Source organism: Cognatundibacterium rugosum (assembly GCF_014284365.1).
GTDB classification, from domain to species: Bacteria; Pseudomonadota; Gammaproteobacteria; order Burkholderiales; family Burkholderiaceae_D; genus Undibacterium; species Undibacterium rugosum.
Map to the genome: position 1 here is coordinate 201,999 of NZ_JACOGG010000005.1, position 17,714 is coordinate 219,712.

The following is a 17,714-nucleotide window of genomic DNA, read 5'->3' on the forward strand; positions in this document are numbered from 1 at the left end:
TTATCACATTCCGAGGCCCACACTCAGCTCAGACTGAACTTCCAGCGCCAGGCTGGAGCGCGCGCCCGCAGCCAGACGTTCTGCCAGACGGGAGAACGCCAGCGCTGCGCGTGCTTTCGGAAAGGCATCAATCACGGATTGTCCCAAGTGTGCGGCCTTAATTACATATTCATCCTGAGGCACATAACCTACAAATTGCAGCGGCACGGCCAGATAACGGCTCGCAGCCTGCGCCATATTTGAGTAGATCAACGTTGCCTCCTGTTCACTTACCCCTGATACCAGCACATTGAATGAGCGCCGGCCAAGGCGGGCACTCAAGCGCTTAATCAGACCATAGGCAGCCTTAATGGCCGCCGGATCTGAAGACACCTGGATGAGTAGCTCGCTATCATCCATCAAGGCCAACGGAAAATTATCCCTTGCATCAATTGCTGCATCCACCACCACCAGATCCACATCATGCACCAGCGTGTCAAACACCTGCGATAAACCGCGCAACTGTTCTGGCGGAAGCGCATGGATCTGGTCAGGGTGACGCGACAACTGCGTCACAGATAATCCTGCTGCGACAACTTTTATTGCTTCCTGCATTGTACGCTGTTGTTTCGCTACATCCAATAAGCTGCGGTCAAATCGCGCATTCAGCCAGGCGCCCACACTTTGACGGGTGGAACGCGCGTCGATCATCAATACCTGATTGCCCTGCCGTGCCAGCGAAACGCCCAGATTGGCCAGCGTGCCGCTCTTTTCATCTTCGCTCAGCACAGATAAAAACGTCAGCACCCTGGGTTTAGGTCCAGCCAGCATGCGGCGCAGACCTTCTGCCTGATCAAATTTAGCCAAGGGACACCTCCCTCGCCATTCCTGCTGCACTGCGTCCCTGCACGGCACCTGCCATGATCAACGGCAGCTCCTCATCCAGATAGCGGAAAGCGGCGGTTTCACGCTTGAGCTTAAATGCACGGTCGATCAGGTACTGCTTATTCGCCACATGTAAATCTTCCGGCACACGCTGACCACTCGCAACATAATACAGTGCCAGCCGCTGACGGATCGCAATATCCAGCGCACCGCCTATGGTTGCCGCTTCATCCAGTTTAGTCAGGATGCAGCCGGCCAGACCACCGCCCTGATAGGCACGCACCACTTCGCTCAGGGTCTCGCCTGTGGAAGTCGCATTCAGGCACAGCAGACGCTTCACTTGTGAGCCGGAGCCAGACAACATGGCGACCTGTTCCGTTACCATCTTATCGCGCTGACTGACACCGACAGTATCTATCAATACTGTATGTTTATTCTTGAGTTCCGACAAGGCAATACGTAAATCACTCTCATCTTTGACTGCATGCACCATCACACCCAGGATTTTTCCGTAAATTCTTAGCTGTTCGTAGCCGCCGATACGATAACCATCGGTGGTAATCAGTGCCAGTTGGGAAGGCCCGTGACGCATCACGCAACGCGCTGCGAGCTTGGCGGTGGTCGTGGTTTTGCCGACACCTGTTGGTCCTACCAGCGCGTAGACGCCGCCCTTTTCCAGAATTTCGCTTTCATTGTCGATGGTCATCAGATTGCGCGCCAATACCGACTTAACCCATTCCACCCCATTTTGCACCGAATCACCCTCAGGCAATTTCGAGATCAGGTAGCGCGACAAACTCGCACTCAGACCAGTCGCCAACATCTCACGCAACACTTCTGCTTTATGCGGCTGCTTTTGCTGAGTCGCGGACCACGACAATTCAGCCAGTTGTGATTCCAGCATACTGCGCATAGAGCGGATCTCACTCATGACATCGTGCAGTTCACTGGATGCCGCTGCATTGGCTGAGCTGACCGGACTGGCGACGGATGGACGGGTAATCAGCGGACGCACTGGTTCGGCCTCCGCATCAGGTGCGAAACTGCGCGGGCTGAAGCTGCGGGCGGATTCTGCCGGAAAAGCCGGCGTCAGGCGCGCGACTTCAGGGGCCATACTGCGTGGTTTTTCCACCGGTGTGTATTCAGGCACAGACCCTTCCGCCATGGCCATGATCTCGACTTTACCGTTGACGGTTTTATTAGACAGGATGACGGCATCCGCACCGAGTGCATCACGCAACATACGCAAAGCCTCACGCGAGGTATTGGCAGTAAATTTTCTCACGTTCATGATTGCCCTCCGATCAGGCTGGTAACTCGAATTGTTTTAGTTTCAGGTAATTCAGCATGCGACAGCACTTTGAGCTGCGGCAGTGCACGGCGCAGGAAGCGCGACAACAATGGACGTAGCGGTGCTGGCACCAGCAAGACCGGGGTTTGCCCCATTTGCTCCTGCTCCTTCACAGCCTGATCGGCCTGTGCCGCCAGCGTGTCAGCCAGGCCCGGCTCCAGCGCAGTACCGTCGCCGCCACCGGTATTCATCGCTTGCATCAGCAAACGCTCTAAACGGCTGTCGAGTGCCATCACGGTCAGCTCATTGGTGCCTGGGAAAATCTGCTGAACGATCGCACGACCCAGTGCAATCCTGACCTGCGCTGTCAGCTCATTCGCGTCCTGACTATGCATTGCCTGCTCCGACAGCGTTTCAATAATCGTACGCATATCGCGGATATGTACGCCTTCCTGCAACAGGTTCTGCAATACTTTTTGCAGCACAGATAAAGGCAGCATTTTCGGTACCAGATCTTCCACCATCTTCGGCATTTCCTTGGCCAGATGATCAAGCAGGGATTGCACTTCCTGACGGCCCAACAACTCCGCTGCGTGTGTCGTAATGATGTGATTGAGATGAGTGGCAATCACGGTACCGGCGTCCACCACGGTGTACCCCATGATCTGTGCCTGCTCACGCATGCTGCCATCGATCCAGACAGCGGGCAGACCAAAAGCCGGATCGGTAGTTTCCACACCAGGTAAAGGGCCGCTGACCATGCCGGGATTAATCGCCAGATACTGACCATTCATGGCTTCGCCAGCGCCGACTTCCACGCCTTTAAGGGCGATTTTATACGCCGATGGTTTCAATTCCAGGTTGTCGCGTATATGCACAGCTGGCGACAGGAAGCCGACTTCCTGTGCGAATTTTTTACGTATGCCTTTAATCCTGCGCAGCAATTCGCCCCCCTGAGATTTGTCGACCAGCGGAATCAGGCGATAACCCACTTCCAGACCCAGGGTATCGACCGGCAAAATATCCTGCCAGGTCGCTTCTTCCATTTCCGGTGCGGCAGCGGCGGCGGTTGCGGCAGCAGCCTGCGCCGCAGTGGCAGCAGCCGGGCTGCTTTGTTCGTCGATACGCTTCTGTATCAGGTAACCGGCACCACCCAGCACCGAGGCCAAAAATACGAAAGCCATATGTGGCATGCCGGGGATCACACCCATGCCACCGACGATGCCGGCCGTGATAAACATCACCTGTGGCTTGGCAAATAACTGGCCCACTAACTGGGTACTGATATCCTCTTCACTGGCAACGCGGGATACCACCACACCGGCTGCGATAGAAATAATCAGCGAAGGAATCTGTGCTACCAGGCCATCACCAATCGCCAGCAAGGTATAGTTTTTGAGGGCTGAACCAAAATCCAGATCATGCTGCACCATACCGACAATCAGGCCACCGACGATATTGACCACGGTGACCACGATACCGGCCACCGCATCACCACGCACGTATTTCGAGGCACCGTCCATCGCACCATAAAATTCGGCCTCCTGCGCGACTTCGGTACGACGGCGACGCGCTTCTTGTTCGGCGATCAGACCGGCATTTAAATCTGCATCAATTGCCATTTGCTTACCAGGCATCGCATCCAATGCGAAACGCGCACCAACTTCCGCGATACGACCCGCACCTTTGGTCACCACAGTAAAGTTGATAATGGTCAGAATCACGAACACCACGATACCAACAGTGTAGTTACCACCAATCAGAAAATGGCCGAAAGCTTCAATCACCTTACCGGCCGCATCGGGGCCGGTATGACCTTCCGTCAGCACCACGCGGGTCGATGCCACGTTCAGCGATAAACGCAACATGGTGCTGACCAGCAGCACCGTTGGGAACACCATGAAATCCAGCGGTTTAACCGTGTACAGACTGGTCAGCAATACAATTACCGCAATTGCGATATTGAAGCTGAAAAACATATCCAGTACAAAGGCTGGCAGCGGCAATATCATCATCGCCAGCATCAGCACGATTAACAGCGGTGCCGCTAAAGCCTTAGCATTCATGCCGGCCATCCAGACCGGCAGTCTCAGGCTATTCATGGTTCTCTCCTAACAAATTCAAAGGGTCCAGCTCTTTTGGTACATTCAGATTGCGTGGCTCATCGGGATACTTTCCACCACGTTCGCGATACACCCGCAACTGGAATACATAGGCCAGCACTTCTGCCACTGCACCGTACAAAGCCTCAGGGATTTCATCGCCCAGCTCAGTGTGCTTGTACAGCGCACGGGCCAGCGGTGGTGCTTCCAGCAGCGGTACTTTATTTTCCGCCGCGATTTCACGAATTTTGGCCGCCACGGCATCCGCACCTTTGGCGACCACCTGCGGCGCACGCATACCACCTTCTGTATATTTCAGCGCTACCGCAAAGTGGGTTGGGTTGGTCACCACTACATCGGCGGTCGGGATTTCCGACATCATGCGACGGCGCGCCATCTCACGCTGTTGCTGACGCATTTTGGCCTTGATCTGCGGATTACCATTGGCCTCTTTCGATTCCTGAATCACTTCCTGATGCGTCATCTTCAGCTTCTCGGCATACGCCCACATCTGGTAAGGCGCATCAATCGCCGCGATCACCACCAGTGAAGCCACAATCGCCATAAAGCACACACCCAGCATGTGGCCCACATGGGCCGAACCGGTCTGCACCGACTCTGTGGCCAGGCTAAACATCGCCTCTTTCTGCCCCATCACGACTACCCAGGACACACTGCCAACCAGGATGGTTTTCAATACCGCCTTAAGCAATTCAACACCGGCACGTGAGGACACCATATTGCCAAGTCCGGAAATCGGATTCATGCGGCCAAAATTCGGTTGCAAGGCCTTGGCACTAAACAGCCAGCCACCAATCAGTAAGGGTGAAGACAGCGCCACCACCAGCAACAAGACCGCAACCGGTGCGAAGGCCAGCGATACATCGGCCAGACTGACGAAGATCTTTTGCACCAGCAAATTGAAATCAAAAGCGACTTCACGCTCCAGACTAAGACCAGCAATCAGGCTGTGATTGAGCTGAGTCACCAGTGAGCCCCCCATCGCCCACAAAGCGCCGCCAGCAGCCAGCAGTACCGTACAAGTCGATAACTCGCGCGAACGCGGAACGTCCCCCTCCTTGCGCGCGTCCTCCAGACGCTTGGGCGAGGCCGGTTCGGTTCTTTCGAGATCGCTTTCTTCGGCCATTACCGGCTCCTGTTATTTCCGCATGGCAAACACAACTTCACCATCACACGTCTACAGTGAGCATTATTAGTGAGTCACACTGCATTGCATGCTTGGAATAAACGAGGAAAAACCCGCTTATTCGCAGATAACAGAGAAAATCGGTACTCGCGCTGACAAGCGATGCATGTGATCCGGTCAACAGCAGTGCAAATCCGCTTGAAAACGAAGCACGAGAAGGAAGGATAAAATAGGAAGTCCAACAAGGACGCGGCCCACAACCAGAAAACAGCCTGAGAACCGCGTCGTTATTAGGTGATGATGAATCGACGGCTGATTGTCAGAAGATTCCGGATCAGCCAGAGTATTGAGGAAGAAAACGAAATCAGACGTGCAACATGCGCCCGCCAGCGAATGACCAGTTTTCCCAAGTCGTTTCCTTGAAGCAGACCATGACTTGCTCAGGCGACATCCCCATTGCACGAATGCCATCCATCAACGTTGCCAGCAAGGCTTTCTTGACCTTTACGCTGCGCCCGGCCGACCATACAATTTCAATGAGCACAAAGTCATCCGTGCGCGCCTCAGACAAATCCGGATAATGGGTATCAAAGCGAAAATCTTCAGCGGGCAATTCAAGCACACGCTGAAATACATCCGTCGGCGGCACGCCGCTGACCACCAATGCGGCATGAACAGCCTGTAATACCCCATCTTTAAAGGCCGTGGTTTTGGGTTGACGCGTCGTCATGGTAACGAAAGGCATGGCAGTCTCCTGTCTGTAGCATTTTGCAACGTAGATCTGGCAAACAACGGTAACCGCCTTAGAATAACACATCTCCATACGCTCTACCGCGCGCCGCTCAACCAGCAACAGCAAGCCCTTGCGGCATACTCACAGCTGGGAAGCCAGGTCTATCCTCGCCGTCAGAGGCACATTGGCCGGAGCCTGATAATCGCCCACCACCAGTGCGCGCTGACCCGCCTGCGCCAGGGCAGCCATCTGGGACAACACAAACGTCGCCGAACTTTTATCCAGCGCAGCCAGCGGATCATCCAGTAAAGTCAACGCAGCACCACTCGCAAACGCCGCCGCAATCCACACCTTGCGCCGGGTACCGGCCGATAACATCCGTATCTGCTTGAACAAATGCGGCTCCAGCGCCAGCCCGGCAATCAGCTGCGCCAGCGCCGCCTGATCAAAACCCGCATAGCGACTGGCCTGTAAAGCAAAAAATGCCTCTACCGTGAGTTCATCGTACTCCACGGTCGCCGGCGCAATCCAATATACCTGCCGCCCATAAGCTTGCGCATCCACCTGCTGCACCACACCCGACAGGCACAGGCTGCCCGCAGCAGCTGATAACTCACCCGCCAGCAAACGCAGAAAATCCGTCTTACATTCCCCCTCCTCATCACAGACCAGCGTGACACCGGCAGCAATCGTCGCTGACCAGTCAGATAAGGTCAGCCGTCCATGCGCGATATGCAGGCCGTCGATCTGTAAAATTGCGGTGTTTTGAGTATGCATAGCAGCTACCGGTGATTCTTGTTAAACAAGGGAAAAAGCCAACCTAAGGCCGGCATAGTCAGACCAGCATTATGGCGACAATCTATGCGCGCCACAACCTGGGCGCATTCGTAGACGGCACTTGAAACAGGCAACAAAAAAACCCGCAAACTCCAAAGAATTTGCGGTTTTTTGTACTGACTGCGATGTCGGTATGATTTCAAATCGTCCCAGTCCACCGGTTTTTTATCAATCGCAACCTGGCTGGACTGCGATGGTGCAATACATCCCGTTCATAACATTCAGTGCTTTACTGTTTCGCATGCTGTATCACTGCAGGAGCGATGACTTTGTGCGCAGGTCCGACAAAGAACATATACACCTTCCCCAGCATATTGTGTACATGCACGACTGTTGTGACAGCGATGAACTGGCGGCCTTCTTTGCTTTGTTTGCTGAGTGAGACTTTGACATCGAGATGCTTGTCGCAATCGCACAAAATCACTTCCTGTTCAGACTGATAGATCAGCGAGAAGATGCCGACCTGATCGCCAATCCGGTAATCGGCAGCGGTTTTAGCAGGAAGGATGGCACGTAGCTGACCAAGGTCTTTCAAACCAAACAGACTGACCACACGATTCCGTATCTGCATTAAAAAATCGACCCAGGCCGGGGTATTACCGAAGGCATTTAAGAATACCTGCATAGCTGATATTCCTTCATGTTGATAATCCATCTGATGGCAATCGTAAAAATATGCACCGTTCAATTCGCCAGCAATCTTAGTTTTGGCAGGGATGGCTGCCTCTGTTACGTCAGGTAGCATAATCTGACCTCATTCTCTGTTGATGTATGCCCTCATTCCTCACCCAGGGCATGCCGGTATTCACCACCGCACCTAGGCTCTTCAGCATGTGTATCAGACCAAGGTAGGCGCGGTCAAAATACGGCATATCAGGGTGGTAGCCTTCGACCTGAGCCAAAACCTGGTTGTTACGCTGATCAAGCGACACCGGATAAGGCGATTGATGAGTGAAATCGAAGCGCTCCGTACGAAAGCATTGAATTTTCCAGTCCTGTACGGCTTGCAGGACTGGCAGTACCTCATGATCGAAACGGTCTTGAGATAAATCCGGCGATAACAAATGCAGATCGACGTAGGCCAGACGCAATGCCCGGTTGCGTTCTGTCTCGTTGTCCAGCAACAGCGCGCGCCAGCTGTCGGCCATGGCGCTGCAAAACTCAGGCGACATGGCTTTAGTACAGCCAAAATCAAGTACCGCCAACCGGCCATCTGGCATGAACATGAAATTGCCTGGATGTGGATCGGCATGCAGATAACCGAGTTCGCACACGCAATACCAGAACCAGTCGAACAACAACTGGCCAAAATGATCGCGCTGCGCCTGATCAGGATTGCTGGCGAGCCAGGCGTCCAGATGCAGTCCGTCCAATTGCTCCATGCTGAGTACGCGCGCGCTCGACAACGTCGGCATGGTGCGCGGAATGGCAATGCCGGGTAACTTGCAGTGCTGACGAAACCAGTTCAGTTGGGCAGCCTCATGCAGATAATCGAGTTCCTCCATCAGCTTGATTTCCATCTCACCCACGAAGCTGTCCACCACATCCTTGCGCGGCATGATGTCGTTTCCTAAACCCAGCGTGGTGAGCATGGTGCGCAGCATGCGGATATCGCTGGTCACGGTGGCGGCGATGCCCGGGTATTGCACTTTCACCGCCAGCATTTGCCCCTCATGTGTACGCGCATGGTGGACCTGACCGAGACTGGCTGCGGCAAAGGATAGTGGCTCGAACTGCGCATACAGCTGTTCTGGTGCTTTGCCGAATTCGCGCTGAAAAACTTTATGGATCAGCGCACGGTTCAACGGTGTCACCTGATGACAGCCTTTAGCCAGTTCACGTCTGACGCCTGGTGGCAGAAAGTCACTGTCCAGGCTCAGCATTTGCGAAATTTTCAGCGCACTGCCTTTGAGCTGGTTCAGCGTGCGAAACAGGATGCGTCCCAGTTCTGCTTCATGCGCATCTTGCGCTGCAGCTTTGTCGGTGTCTTTGCGCATCCAGTGTCTGGCTTTATGACCCAAACGGCTGGCGCCCGCGTGGGCCAGCGCAAGGCCGGTGAGTGCGCTACGCCCCAGTTTGCTTTCCGGCGGCGCCTTACTCATTTTGCCGACTCCATACCTGTGCGCATGAGCTTGAGCATGCCAAGTAAGCCAGAGCTGTTTTGCATCACGCGCGAGAGCTGGTTGCGCAACATGAAACTGAAGAGCTCGGACAGTTTATTGATCAGGCCACTCTGCAACGCCGTCACAAAAATCGCCAGCGTCATATCCACCAGTTGCGTTGTATCGGCAAATTCATCCGATTCGTCCTTGAGCCAGTAGGCAATAACAGCGAACAGGTAGTCGCCGAACAAGCCGCTGATCATGTTTTTAAAATCGCAGGGCGCGATTTCTTGGCTGTCTTCGGCATGCTGCAGATACTGCAGTATCGCCCGCTTCAGACTTTGCTGACCTGGCATGTGATCGCGCATCATCAGCAAGGGCGATTTACCGAACAGGCTGCGGCTGATCTCCACAAATTCGCGATCGGCCAGCAGTAATTCGAGCAAGCCATCGACCAGCCTTTGCAGACGTTCCTGCAGCGTGAAACTTTCCCAACCCGGCGTTTCTTCCGTCAACTCCAGTGTCACCTCTATCGCCAGTTCGTAATACGCGAACAGAATTTTTTCTTTGGTCGGAAAGTATTTGTAGATCGTCGCATCACCCACTCCGGCCATGCGTGCAATCTGCTTCATGGTGGCTGCGTCATATCCTTTTTCAGTGATCAGTTCGACGGCAGCACGGATCAGCGTACGCCGGGTTTGTTCTTGCTGGGATTTGGATGTTTTCATAATCAATACAAACTTTTCTTTAAACGTAAAAATTATGCGTTTACTATATACTTTGTATCTATAAATAGCAAAATTTTCTTTTTTTATAGAGAGTTTGTATCGTTTATCTTCCAATAAACGAATGAGCAAGATGCCAAAACACTTCAACACTGCCTGGCGGAAACAATTTTCACCCAAACTCGACAGTGCAAAAGCGATAAATGTGCAGTTTTTCTGGCTGACACAGATTGGATAGGTGTGTTTGTACTGAGCGGTCTGCCAGCACGCAGATAGGATACAGATAACTATCCTAGGAACGTCGATATCTGATGGCGCCCTATGGCGGCAAACGATGCACACCACAATCTGACAGGATTCGCATCCGGCATTTGAAATAGACAACAAAAAACCCGCAAACTCCAAAGAATTTGCGGGTTTTTGCACTTACTGAGATGTCGATATGGTGCCCGAGGCCGGAATCGAACCGGCACGCCCCTTTTACGGAAAGCGGCGGATTTTAAGTCCGATGTGTCTACCTATTTCACCACTCGGGCCCATCACTACAACATGCAGCCGGAACTGCTTGCTCTGAAAAAAAAGCGCTTAACAGCGCTTTCTTTGTACTGGAGGCGGGGGTCGGGATCGAACCGGCGTCTACGGCTTTGCAGGCCGCTGCATAACCACTTTGCTACCCCGCCTTTGAAATACCTCACAGCTTACGCTGCAAAATACATCACTATTGCTCTGATAAAAACGGGGAACGTATTCCCCGATTTAATCTGGAGCGGGAAAAGAGTCTCGAACTCTCGACCTCAACCTTGGCAAGGTTGCGCTCTACCAACTGAGCTATTCCCGCATTAACTGTTGCCTGCTGTGTGGGTAAGTGGAGCGGGAAAAGAGTCTCGAACTCTCGACCTCAACCTTGGCAAGGTTGCGCTCTACCAACTGAGCTATTCCCGCTTTGACCATCACAACATTTACTACGAAACCTGGAGCGGGAAAAGAGTCTCGAACTCTCGACCTCAACCTTGGCAAGGTTGCGCTCTACCAACTGAGCTATTCCCGCATTACATTTCATCGAAGGTACTTGGAGCGGGAAAAGAGTCTCGAACTCTCGACCTCAACCTTGGCAAGGTTGCGCTCTACCAACTGAGCTATTCCCGCATCGACGAAAGACCAAAATTATATAGCACTCCGAAATTATGTCAAGCGGGCTAACTCACTTTGTCCTGTTGCTCTGTGCTTTCCTTGATCAGCGGCCAGGCTTTCTTGAGGTAATAGCACATAGACCAGACTGTCAGCACGGCTGCCACCAGCAATAACCAGGAGCCGACCAGTACGGAATCGATCACACCAAACAGCATGTCGTAATACAGCAGCATAGGAATGGCGACCATCTGTGCCGTGGTTTTAATTTTACCCAGCGAGCTGACTGCTACCGATTTCGACGCCCCGATCAGCGCCATCCATTCACGCAATGCAGAGATGGTAATCTCACGCCCTATGATCACAAACGCGATCACGGCATTCACCCTGTCCAGCTGCACCAACACCAGCAAGGCACCGGCTACCATCAGCTTGTCAGCCACCGGATCGAGGAAGGCGCCGAACGAGGAAGTCTGATTCCAGCGCCTCGCCAGAAAACCATCAAACCAGTCAGTCACTGCCGCAACGATAAACACGATGGTCGAAGCAAGGCCCTTATGGAAAGGGCTCAGCCACGCATCCGGCAAATAAAAAACACCGACCACCAGGGGAATCAATGCAACACGCAACCAGGTCAGCAGTATCGGAAAATTTAAGGGCATGACTTTGTTATGAGGTTCAGGCCAGTGGTTCAGCATGGCTGACGACTACCGCTTTTGCGTGTCGCGTACCGTGCTGACTTCACCGTTTTTATAAGAAATTCCGCCCATTATATTTGTCTATCGCAGTCGCTTGTAAATTTCTTCGGCGAGTTTGTGCGATATTCCTTCCACGCTGGCTAATTCATCGACACTCGCATCTGCCACACCCTTCAGGCCACCGAAGCGACTTAGTAATTTCTGGCGTCGTTTTGGGCCCACACCTTCGATATCTTCCAACTGCGAGGTCTGGCGCGCCTTGTCGCGCTTGGCGCGCATGCCGGTAATCGCGAAGCGATGTGCCTCATCGCGGATCTGTGCAATCAGCATCAGTGCTGCCGATTCTTTACCCAATTCCTGCTCAGGGCGACCATCGACGAATACCAGGGTTTCCAGCCCAACCTTGCGCCCCTCCCCCTTTGCGACGCCAACGATCAGACTACAATCCAACCCCAGTTCGGTGAATACCTGACGCGCGACTTCGACCTGACCTTTACCACCATCAATCAGCACTACATCCGGCATGACGCGGTCTTCCGCCGTTTCACTCTGCGCTGACAAATGCGCGTAACGACGCGTCAGTACCTGGCGCATAGCAGCATAATCATCCCCAGGCGTAATGCCGGAGATATTGAAGCGCCGGTATTCGCCATTCTGCATCGCATGATGGTGGAAGACCACGCATGAAGCCTGGGTCGCCTCACCCTGGGTATGGCTGATATCAAAGCACTCGACCCGTATCGCATCCAGATCCTGCGTATCCAGTTCCAGCACGGTAGCCAGCGCACGGGTGCGGGCCTGTTGCGAACCCTGCTCGGACAACAAACGCGCCAGCGCCAGCCGTGCACCTTTGAGTGCCATCTCCAGCCAGATACGGCGCTGCTCCTGCGGCTGAAAACTCAGATGGATTTTGTGACCGCATTGCTCGGTCAGTGCCAGCATCAGATCAGGCGCATTCAATTCGATATTGGTGACTAGCGTGGCCGGAATGAATTGCTCGACATAGTGCTGCGCCAGGAAGGCAGCCAACACTTCTGCGTCTATGCTGTCTTCTGCTGTCGCCTGCACCTCGTCGACATGAGTCGGAAAATAAGCGCGGTCACCCAGATGCCGCCCACCGCGTATCATGGCCAGATTCACGCAGGCGCGACCACCTTCCACGATCACAGCGATGATATCAACATCGGCGTTGCCGCTGGTTTCCATGCTCTGCTGCTGCAGCACTTTCGATAAAGCGGACATCTGGTTGCGTACCAGCGCCGCCTGTTCAAACCTGAGCTGCTCCGCATACGCCAGCATTTTCTTTTCCAAGGACTGCAGCACTTCCAGCTGCCGGCCACGTAAAAAATCCGCTGCATTCGTCACGTCTTGCAGATAATCTTCAGGCGTGATCAGACCTACGCAGGGCGCGCTGCAGCGATGGATCTGATGCAACAGGCACGGACGGGTACGATTGGCGTAGACACTGTCCTCGCAATTCCTGAGCAAAAAAACTTTTTGCAGTATCTCCATCGACTCCTTGACCGCCCAGCCCGATGGAAATGGACCGAAGTACTGATGTTTTTTATCGACCGCACCGCGGTAGTAACTCATGCGCGGCGCGGCATGCTGACTGATTTTCAGATAGGGATAGGATTTATCGTCGCGAAACAGAATGTTGTAGCGCGGACGCAGCGCCTTGATCAGATTATTTTCCAGGATCAGGGCTTCAGCCTCGCTGCGTGTCACCGTGGTTTCCATACGCGCGATTTTCGCGACCATCATGGCGATACGCGGACTGGATAAGGTCTTTTGAAAATAGGTGGTAACACGCTTTTTTAAGTCTTTCGCCTTACCCACATACAGCAATTGATCCTGCTGATCAAAATAGCGGTACACGCCGGGCAAGTGGGGTAATTTTGCGACGGTATCGAGCACTTGTTGTCTGCCGTCGGCTTGCTGCTCATTCTCGGTCATGATGGGTGCTAAGTAAAACGACGCAGTTTGCGTACGAAATGGTGGTTACCAGGTGACAGGCTCAGCGCTCTGCTTCTACCACGACAAAAGCCAGCGCATATTCTTTTTCATCACTGAGCGACACATGCGCTTTCAGGCGCTGCGTCTGCATCCAGACTGCCAGCGTATCGGAAAAATGCAGCACTGGCTTACCCTGCGTATCATTCAGGGTCTGTAGATTTTTCAAGGTCATCGGCAAACGCACACCAGTACCTATCGCTTTGCCAAAGGCTTCTTTGGCTGCAAAACGGGTCGCCAAATAATGTATCGCACGCAGCTCCGACTGTGCCGCACGTTGCTGGTAGATCAACCATTCGTCCGCACCCAAAATTTTTTCTGCAAATCTGGGACCCGAACGCTGCAAGGCAAGCTGCATACGGTCTACCCGGGTGATATCGTTACCTATGCCGTAAATCATGACTGCGGACCATACAGGCGTATCAGCTCCGCTTTGGCAGTCGCGACTGCACTGCCCCAGCCTGACAGCAAAGCATTCGCCAGCAAGCCCTGCCCCAACTCCAGCACGCGACAGCAAGGAAAACTACGCACCGCAGCCACTTGCTGAACTGAACCCAGCGGCAAACGCAGACTGATGCCAGCTTGCGTGGCAGCGCTACACAGCGCAGCGAAATCGGCCGCGGCCTGCGCGCCTTCTAGCGGCAATTCCAGCAGCACACTGCGCGCGCCCTGCGCATGCGCAGCCTGCAAAGCTGCGCTATCCGGGTTGGCTACGGCTACCCACGATGCGTCTGCAACCGGCTCTGGCGCGATCTGTCCTGCGATTAAGCCCTGCTGCCATAAGCGCTGTGCCAAAGCATCCTGTGCAGACGCATACACATACACCGGCAGCGGACATGTGCGCAGCAAACTCTGCACCCCTTCCGCTGTCAGCGTAAGGCTCGCGACTGCCAGATCCAGGCTGAACTGATCGGCACCCGCGTGCACCGCATCGCGCATCAGCTGCTCACACACAGACTGTGGGTTTGCATCGTTGAGCAAGGCGAGCAAGACCGGATCCAGGTCGATACACAGATCCGGTAAATGCAAAGGAGGATGTATCATCATAAATTCTGCAAATCGATCAAAAGCTGGCGGGTACTGAGTACCGCACCGTGTAAATGATGCGAAAGTAAAAAACGCATCAGCATCTTACTTTGAAACTGCGTTTCCGGCAGGCTGTAATCGCCATCTGCCATCGCCAGCAAGCAAGCCCCGCTCAATACCGGAAAATGATCGCCAGGGCGAGCCGGACGCGTACCCGCTTGCGGATCGAGCACATAATGCAGCTCAGGCTGCACGACTGCACGCTGCTCGGTACACAGATGTATATCCCCCAGCAAGCCAGACTGGCGCAGCAGCACCAGCTCAAACTGGCGCAACACCACGGGTGCAGACTCACCATGCGCTAACTGATTGATGGTAGCAACATATTGATCAAACAAGGCAGGATGCGGCTCGTCTTTGAGCAGGAACTTAATGATCAGCTCATTCAGATAAAAGCCGCATACCAGCGCAGATTTTTCTAAGGGCAGCATACCACCCACCCAATCGGCCGAGGTCAGGGTTTTTAATTCTGCCTTGCCCATCCAGGATAAATTCAGCGGCTGGAAAGTCTGCAATACGCTGCGCAACTGGGAATGTGGACGTTTCGCGCCTTTTGCAACCAGCGCAATCCGGCCAAAATCACGCGTTAGCACGTCGACGATCAGACTGGTTTCTTTGTAGGGGCGCGCATGCAGCACAAAGCCCGGTTGCTGCAGGATTTTACGCTCACGCGTTGCGCTGGTGGCAGCGGTGCTGCGCTTTTTGACTGGTGCAGAAACGCGCAGAGGATCTTGCAGGTAGTCTGCAAGATCCTCTGCCACTGCATCCGTCGCTGGACTCATCACCTCAAGGACAGCAATTTACTCGTAGCCGTAAGCACGCAAACCGGCTTCATTGTCGGCCCAGCCCGATTTGACTTTGACCCAGATTTCCAGATACACGGGGCCGCCAAACAGCTTTTCCATGTCGATGCGGGACTGGGTTGAAATTTCCTTCAGACGTGCGCCCTTATTGCCGATGACCATGGATTTATGCCCATCACGATCAACCAGGATCGCAACAAACACACGACGCAGATTACCTTCCTGCTCAAATTTTTCGACCAGCACAGTACTTGTGTAAGGCAGTTCATCACCGACAAAACGGAATAATTTTTCACGCACGATTTCAGCGGCAAGAAATTTTTCACTGCGGTCAGTGATATCGTCTTCACCGAACATCGGTGGCTGCTCCGGCAGGTATTTGCGGATTTCGCCTTCCAGATTTTCCAGTTGGAAGCGCAATGTGGCGGACACCGGCACAATCGCAGTGAACGGGAAAGCAGCCGCTACCTTCTGAGCGAACGGCATCATGACCGCTTTGTCTTTAATGCGGTCGGATTTGTTAATCACCAGGATGCAAGGCACGTTCTTAGGCAGCAGCTCAATCACTTGCTGATCAGCCGGACCAAACGTCCCTGCTTCGATGATGTACAAAATCACGTCAGCAGCGGTTAATGTGGTGGTGACCGTACGGTTCAGCGTGCGGTTCAGCGCATTCGAATGGCGGGTCTGAAAACCCGGCGTATCGATATACACAAACTGCGTCTGATCTTTGGTTTGTATGCCAGTGATACGGTGACGGGTAGTCTGTGCTTTACGCGAAGTGATACTGACCTTGGCGCCGATCAGCGCATTCATTAAGGTCGATTTGCCGACATTAGGACGGCCGACAATGGCAATATACCCACAACGAAATTCTGGGTTGTCTGTGATTTCATTCATGGGAAGACTCAGGCTGATTTAGGATGGGATTTCGCGGCAGGCGCTTTATCTGCTGCGCCCGGTTCTTGCTGCGATGCCAGCGTCTCAGACGACGCAGGATTATCTTGCTGCGGCGTCGCAATACCAGCTAATTTTAATTGTGCGCTTCTGGGTTTGGATTTACGGGCTGCCGGCGATTTTGCCAGCGCAGCAATCGCGGTTTCCAGTGCACGCTTCGCTGCAGCCTGTTCGCCAGCGCGACGGCTACCACCGGTACCAAACACCTGAATATCGAGTTTAGGCACCAGGCATTCGATCTCGAATTCCTGATTGTGTGCGGCACCATGGGTAGCGACCACATTGTATTGTGGCAGTGCGATTTTTTTACTTTGCAAAAACTCCTGCAGCAAAGTTTTGGCATCCTTACCCAGCGTGGTCGGATCTACAGTAGCCATAATCGGCTGATACAAGGCCTCAATCACGCGCTTGGCAGTATCGAAACCGGCATCGAGGAAAATCGCGCCAAACAAGGCTTCCAGCGTGTCCGCCAGGATAGACGGGCGACGGAAGCCGCCGGACTTAAGCTCACCCTCACCCAAACGCAGGAATTGCGATAACTCTATACTTTGAGCGATTTCAAACAAAGACTGCTGCTTGACCAGATTGGCGCGAACACGCGATAAATCGCCTTCATCGATATCTGCAAAACTATCGAACAACATGGATGCCACCACACAGTTGAGCACCGAATCTCCGAGAAATTCAAGGCGCTCATTGTGCGTGACACTATGACTACGATGCGTTAATGCCTGCTGCAATAAAGCGGGGTTATTAAACTGGTGCCCCAGTCTCTTTTGCAATAGTTGAAGATTCATACGTCTGTCTGCTTATTCTGGCTTTTTCGCGATCACACCACGACTAGCCGTTGTTCCCTGGTATTCGAGCAACAGGCTGGCTGGTCCGACCAGAGGAATTTTCTTTTGGTACGAGAAGCTGACTTCTATGCCTTCATCGCCTTTGGAAATCTGTAATTCTTTCCCTGAGATAGAAGTGATATAGCTCACTTCAGCCTGCTTATCAAACGCGGTCTGGATTTCATTGGCGGTCGTGCCTGCATTTTTAGCCGACATAATCGCCTTCTTAATCGAAGTGTATTCGATCGCAGTCGGTACCACTTTCATCGCCAGCATCGCGATCAGGACGATCACACCCAGGGAAAAAATCAATCCAAACAAGGAAATACCTTGCTGTGCTTTCAGTGTCTGTTGTCCGGTCTGTTTCATATTATGTTCTCCCGATTATTCAA

The 17,714-nt window shown here is 53.3% G+C and carries 17 protein-coding genes and 6 tRNA genes; all 23 read right to left on the reverse strand.

Translation table 11 applies throughout. The features are described from left to right. Window positions 1-3: 3 nt before the first annotated feature. Window positions 4-846: a MinD/ParA family ATP-binding protein gene (locus tag H8K47_RS06725; RefSeq protein ID WP_230405103.1), complete on the reverse strand. Its 843-nt coding sequence runs from the start codon at window positions 844-846 to the stop codon at window positions 4-6. Then, window positions 839-2,155, reverse strand: a complete 1,317-nt coding sequence (gene flhF / locus H8K47_RS06730; RefSeq protein WP_186880638.1) for a flagellar biosynthesis protein FlhF — start codon at window positions 2,153-2,155, stop codon at window positions 839-841. The genes H8K47_RS06725 and flhF overlap by 8 nt, the downstream gene beginning before the upstream one ends. Next, complete coding sequence (gene flhA / locus H8K47_RS06735; protein ID WP_186880639.1) at window positions 2,152-4,257, reverse strand: flagellar biosynthesis protein FlhA; 2,106 nt, start codon at window positions 4,255-4,257, stop codon at window positions 2,152-2,154. Before flhA ends, flhF begins: the two co-directional genes overlap by 4 nt. Next, window positions 4,250-5,404 (reverse strand): flagellar biosynthesis protein FlhB, encoded by a 1,155-nt coding sequence (gene flhB, locus H8K47_RS06740; RefSeq protein ID WP_186880640.1) that lies wholly within the window; start codon window positions 5,402-5,404, stop codon window positions 4,250-4,252. The genes flhA and flhB overlap by 8 nt, the downstream gene beginning before the upstream one ends. Before the next feature lie 364 nt (window positions 5,405-5,768). Continuing rightward, on the reverse strand, window positions 5,769-6,149 hold the full coding sequence (locus tag H8K47_RS06745) for a tautomerase family protein (protein WP_186880641.1): 381 nt from the start codon (window positions 6,147-6,149) through the stop codon (window positions 5,769-5,771). Window positions 6,150-6,278: 129 nt separating this feature from the next. Beyond that, window positions 6,279-6,914, reverse strand: a complete 636-nt coding sequence (locus tag H8K47_RS06750; RefSeq protein ID WP_186880642.1) for an ABC transporter ATP-binding protein — start codon at window positions 6,912-6,914, stop codon at window positions 6,279-6,281. Between the two features lie 289 nt (window positions 6,915-7,203). Further along, complete coding sequence (locus tag H8K47_RS06755) at window positions 7,204-7,719, reverse strand: DUF2867 domain-containing protein (RefSeq protein WP_186880643.1); 516 nt, start codon at window positions 7,717-7,719, stop codon at window positions 7,204-7,206. Beyond that, the gene (locus tag H8K47_RS06760) at window positions 7,709-9,076 is read right to left on the reverse strand and encodes an ABC1 kinase family protein (protein ID WP_186880644.1); all 1,368 of its coding nucleotides are present in this window, start codon (window positions 9,074-9,076) and stop codon (window positions 7,709-7,711) included. Before H8K47_RS06760 ends, H8K47_RS06755 begins: the two co-directional genes overlap by 11 nt. Continuing rightward, a complete protein-coding gene (locus H8K47_RS06765; RefSeq protein ID WP_186880645.1) occupies window positions 9,073-9,804 on the reverse strand; it encodes a TetR/AcrR family transcriptional regulator in 732 nt (243 codons plus the stop codon). The genes H8K47_RS06760 and H8K47_RS06765 overlap by 4 nt, the downstream gene beginning before the upstream one ends. A 440-nt stretch (window positions 9,805-10,244) precedes the next feature. Beyond that, window positions 10,245-10,337, reverse strand: a tRNA-Leu gene (locus H8K47_RS06770). A 70-nt stretch (window positions 10,338-10,407) separates the two neighbouring features. Further along, window positions 10,408-10,481 (reverse strand) — tRNA-Cys (locus tag H8K47_RS06775). An 82-nt stretch (window positions 10,482-10,563) separates the two neighbouring features. Next, window positions 10,564-10,639, reverse strand: a tRNA-Gly gene (locus H8K47_RS06780). Window positions 10,640-10,667: 28 nt separating this feature from the next. Continuing rightward, a tRNA-Gly gene (locus tag H8K47_RS06785) sits at window positions 10,668-10,743 on the reverse strand. Window positions 10,744-10,773: 30 nt separating this feature from the next. Beyond that, a tRNA-Gly gene (locus H8K47_RS06790) sits at window positions 10,774-10,849 on the reverse strand. A 22-nt stretch (window positions 10,850-10,871) separates the two neighbouring features. Next, window positions 10,872-10,947 (reverse strand) — tRNA-Gly (locus tag H8K47_RS06795). Between the two features lie 50 nt (window positions 10,948-10,997). Continuing rightward, a complete protein-coding gene (gene pgsA / locus H8K47_RS06800; RefSeq protein ID WP_186880646.1) occupies window positions 10,998-11,591 on the reverse strand; it encodes a CDP-diacylglycerol--glycerol-3-phosphate 3-phosphatidyltransferase in 594 nt (197 codons plus the stop codon). A gap of 117 nt (window positions 11,592-11,708) precedes the next feature. Continuing rightward, complete coding sequence (uvrC, locus tag H8K47_RS06805; RefSeq protein ID WP_186880647.1) at window positions 11,709-13,583, reverse strand: excinuclease ABC subunit UvrC; 1,875 nt, start codon at window positions 13,581-13,583, stop codon at window positions 11,709-11,711. A 61-nt stretch (window positions 13,584-13,644) separates the two neighbouring features. Continuing rightward, window positions 13,645-14,040 carry a holo-ACP synthase gene (gene acpS, locus H8K47_RS06810; RefSeq protein ID WP_186880648.1) on the reverse strand — a complete coding sequence of 132 codons (396 nt, stop codon included), beginning with the start codon at window positions 14,038-14,040 and terminating at the stop codon, window positions 13,645-13,647. Further along, on the reverse strand, window positions 14,037-14,687 hold the full coding sequence (locus H8K47_RS06815) for a hypothetical protein (RefSeq protein WP_186880649.1): 651 nt from the start codon (window positions 14,685-14,687) through the stop codon (window positions 14,037-14,039). Before H8K47_RS06815 ends, acpS begins: the two co-directional genes overlap by 4 nt. After that, window positions 14,684-15,526 carry a DNA repair protein RecO gene (gene recO, locus H8K47_RS06820; RefSeq protein ID WP_408057835.1) on the reverse strand — a complete coding sequence of 281 codons (843 nt, stop codon included), beginning with the start codon at window positions 15,524-15,526 and terminating at the stop codon, window positions 14,684-14,686. The genes H8K47_RS06815 and recO overlap by 4 nt, the downstream gene beginning before the upstream one ends. After that, window positions 15,527-16,429, reverse strand: coding sequence for a GTPase Era (era, locus tag H8K47_RS06825; protein ID WP_186880651.1), 903 nt, complete (start codon window positions 16,427-16,429; stop codon window positions 15,527-15,529). Window positions 16,430-16,437: 8 nt separating this feature from the next. Beyond that, window positions 16,438-17,283, reverse strand: coding sequence for a ribonuclease III (gene rnc / locus H8K47_RS06830; RefSeq protein WP_186880652.1), 846 nt, complete (start codon window positions 17,281-17,283; stop codon window positions 16,438-16,440). Between the two features lie 12 nt (window positions 17,284-17,295). Next, window positions 17,296-17,691 carry a DUF4845 domain-containing protein gene (locus H8K47_RS06835; protein WP_186880653.1) on the reverse strand — a complete coding sequence of 132 codons (396 nt, stop codon included), beginning with the start codon at window positions 17,689-17,691 and terminating at the stop codon, window positions 17,296-17,298. Between the last annotated feature and the right edge of the window lie 23 nt (window positions 17,692-17,714).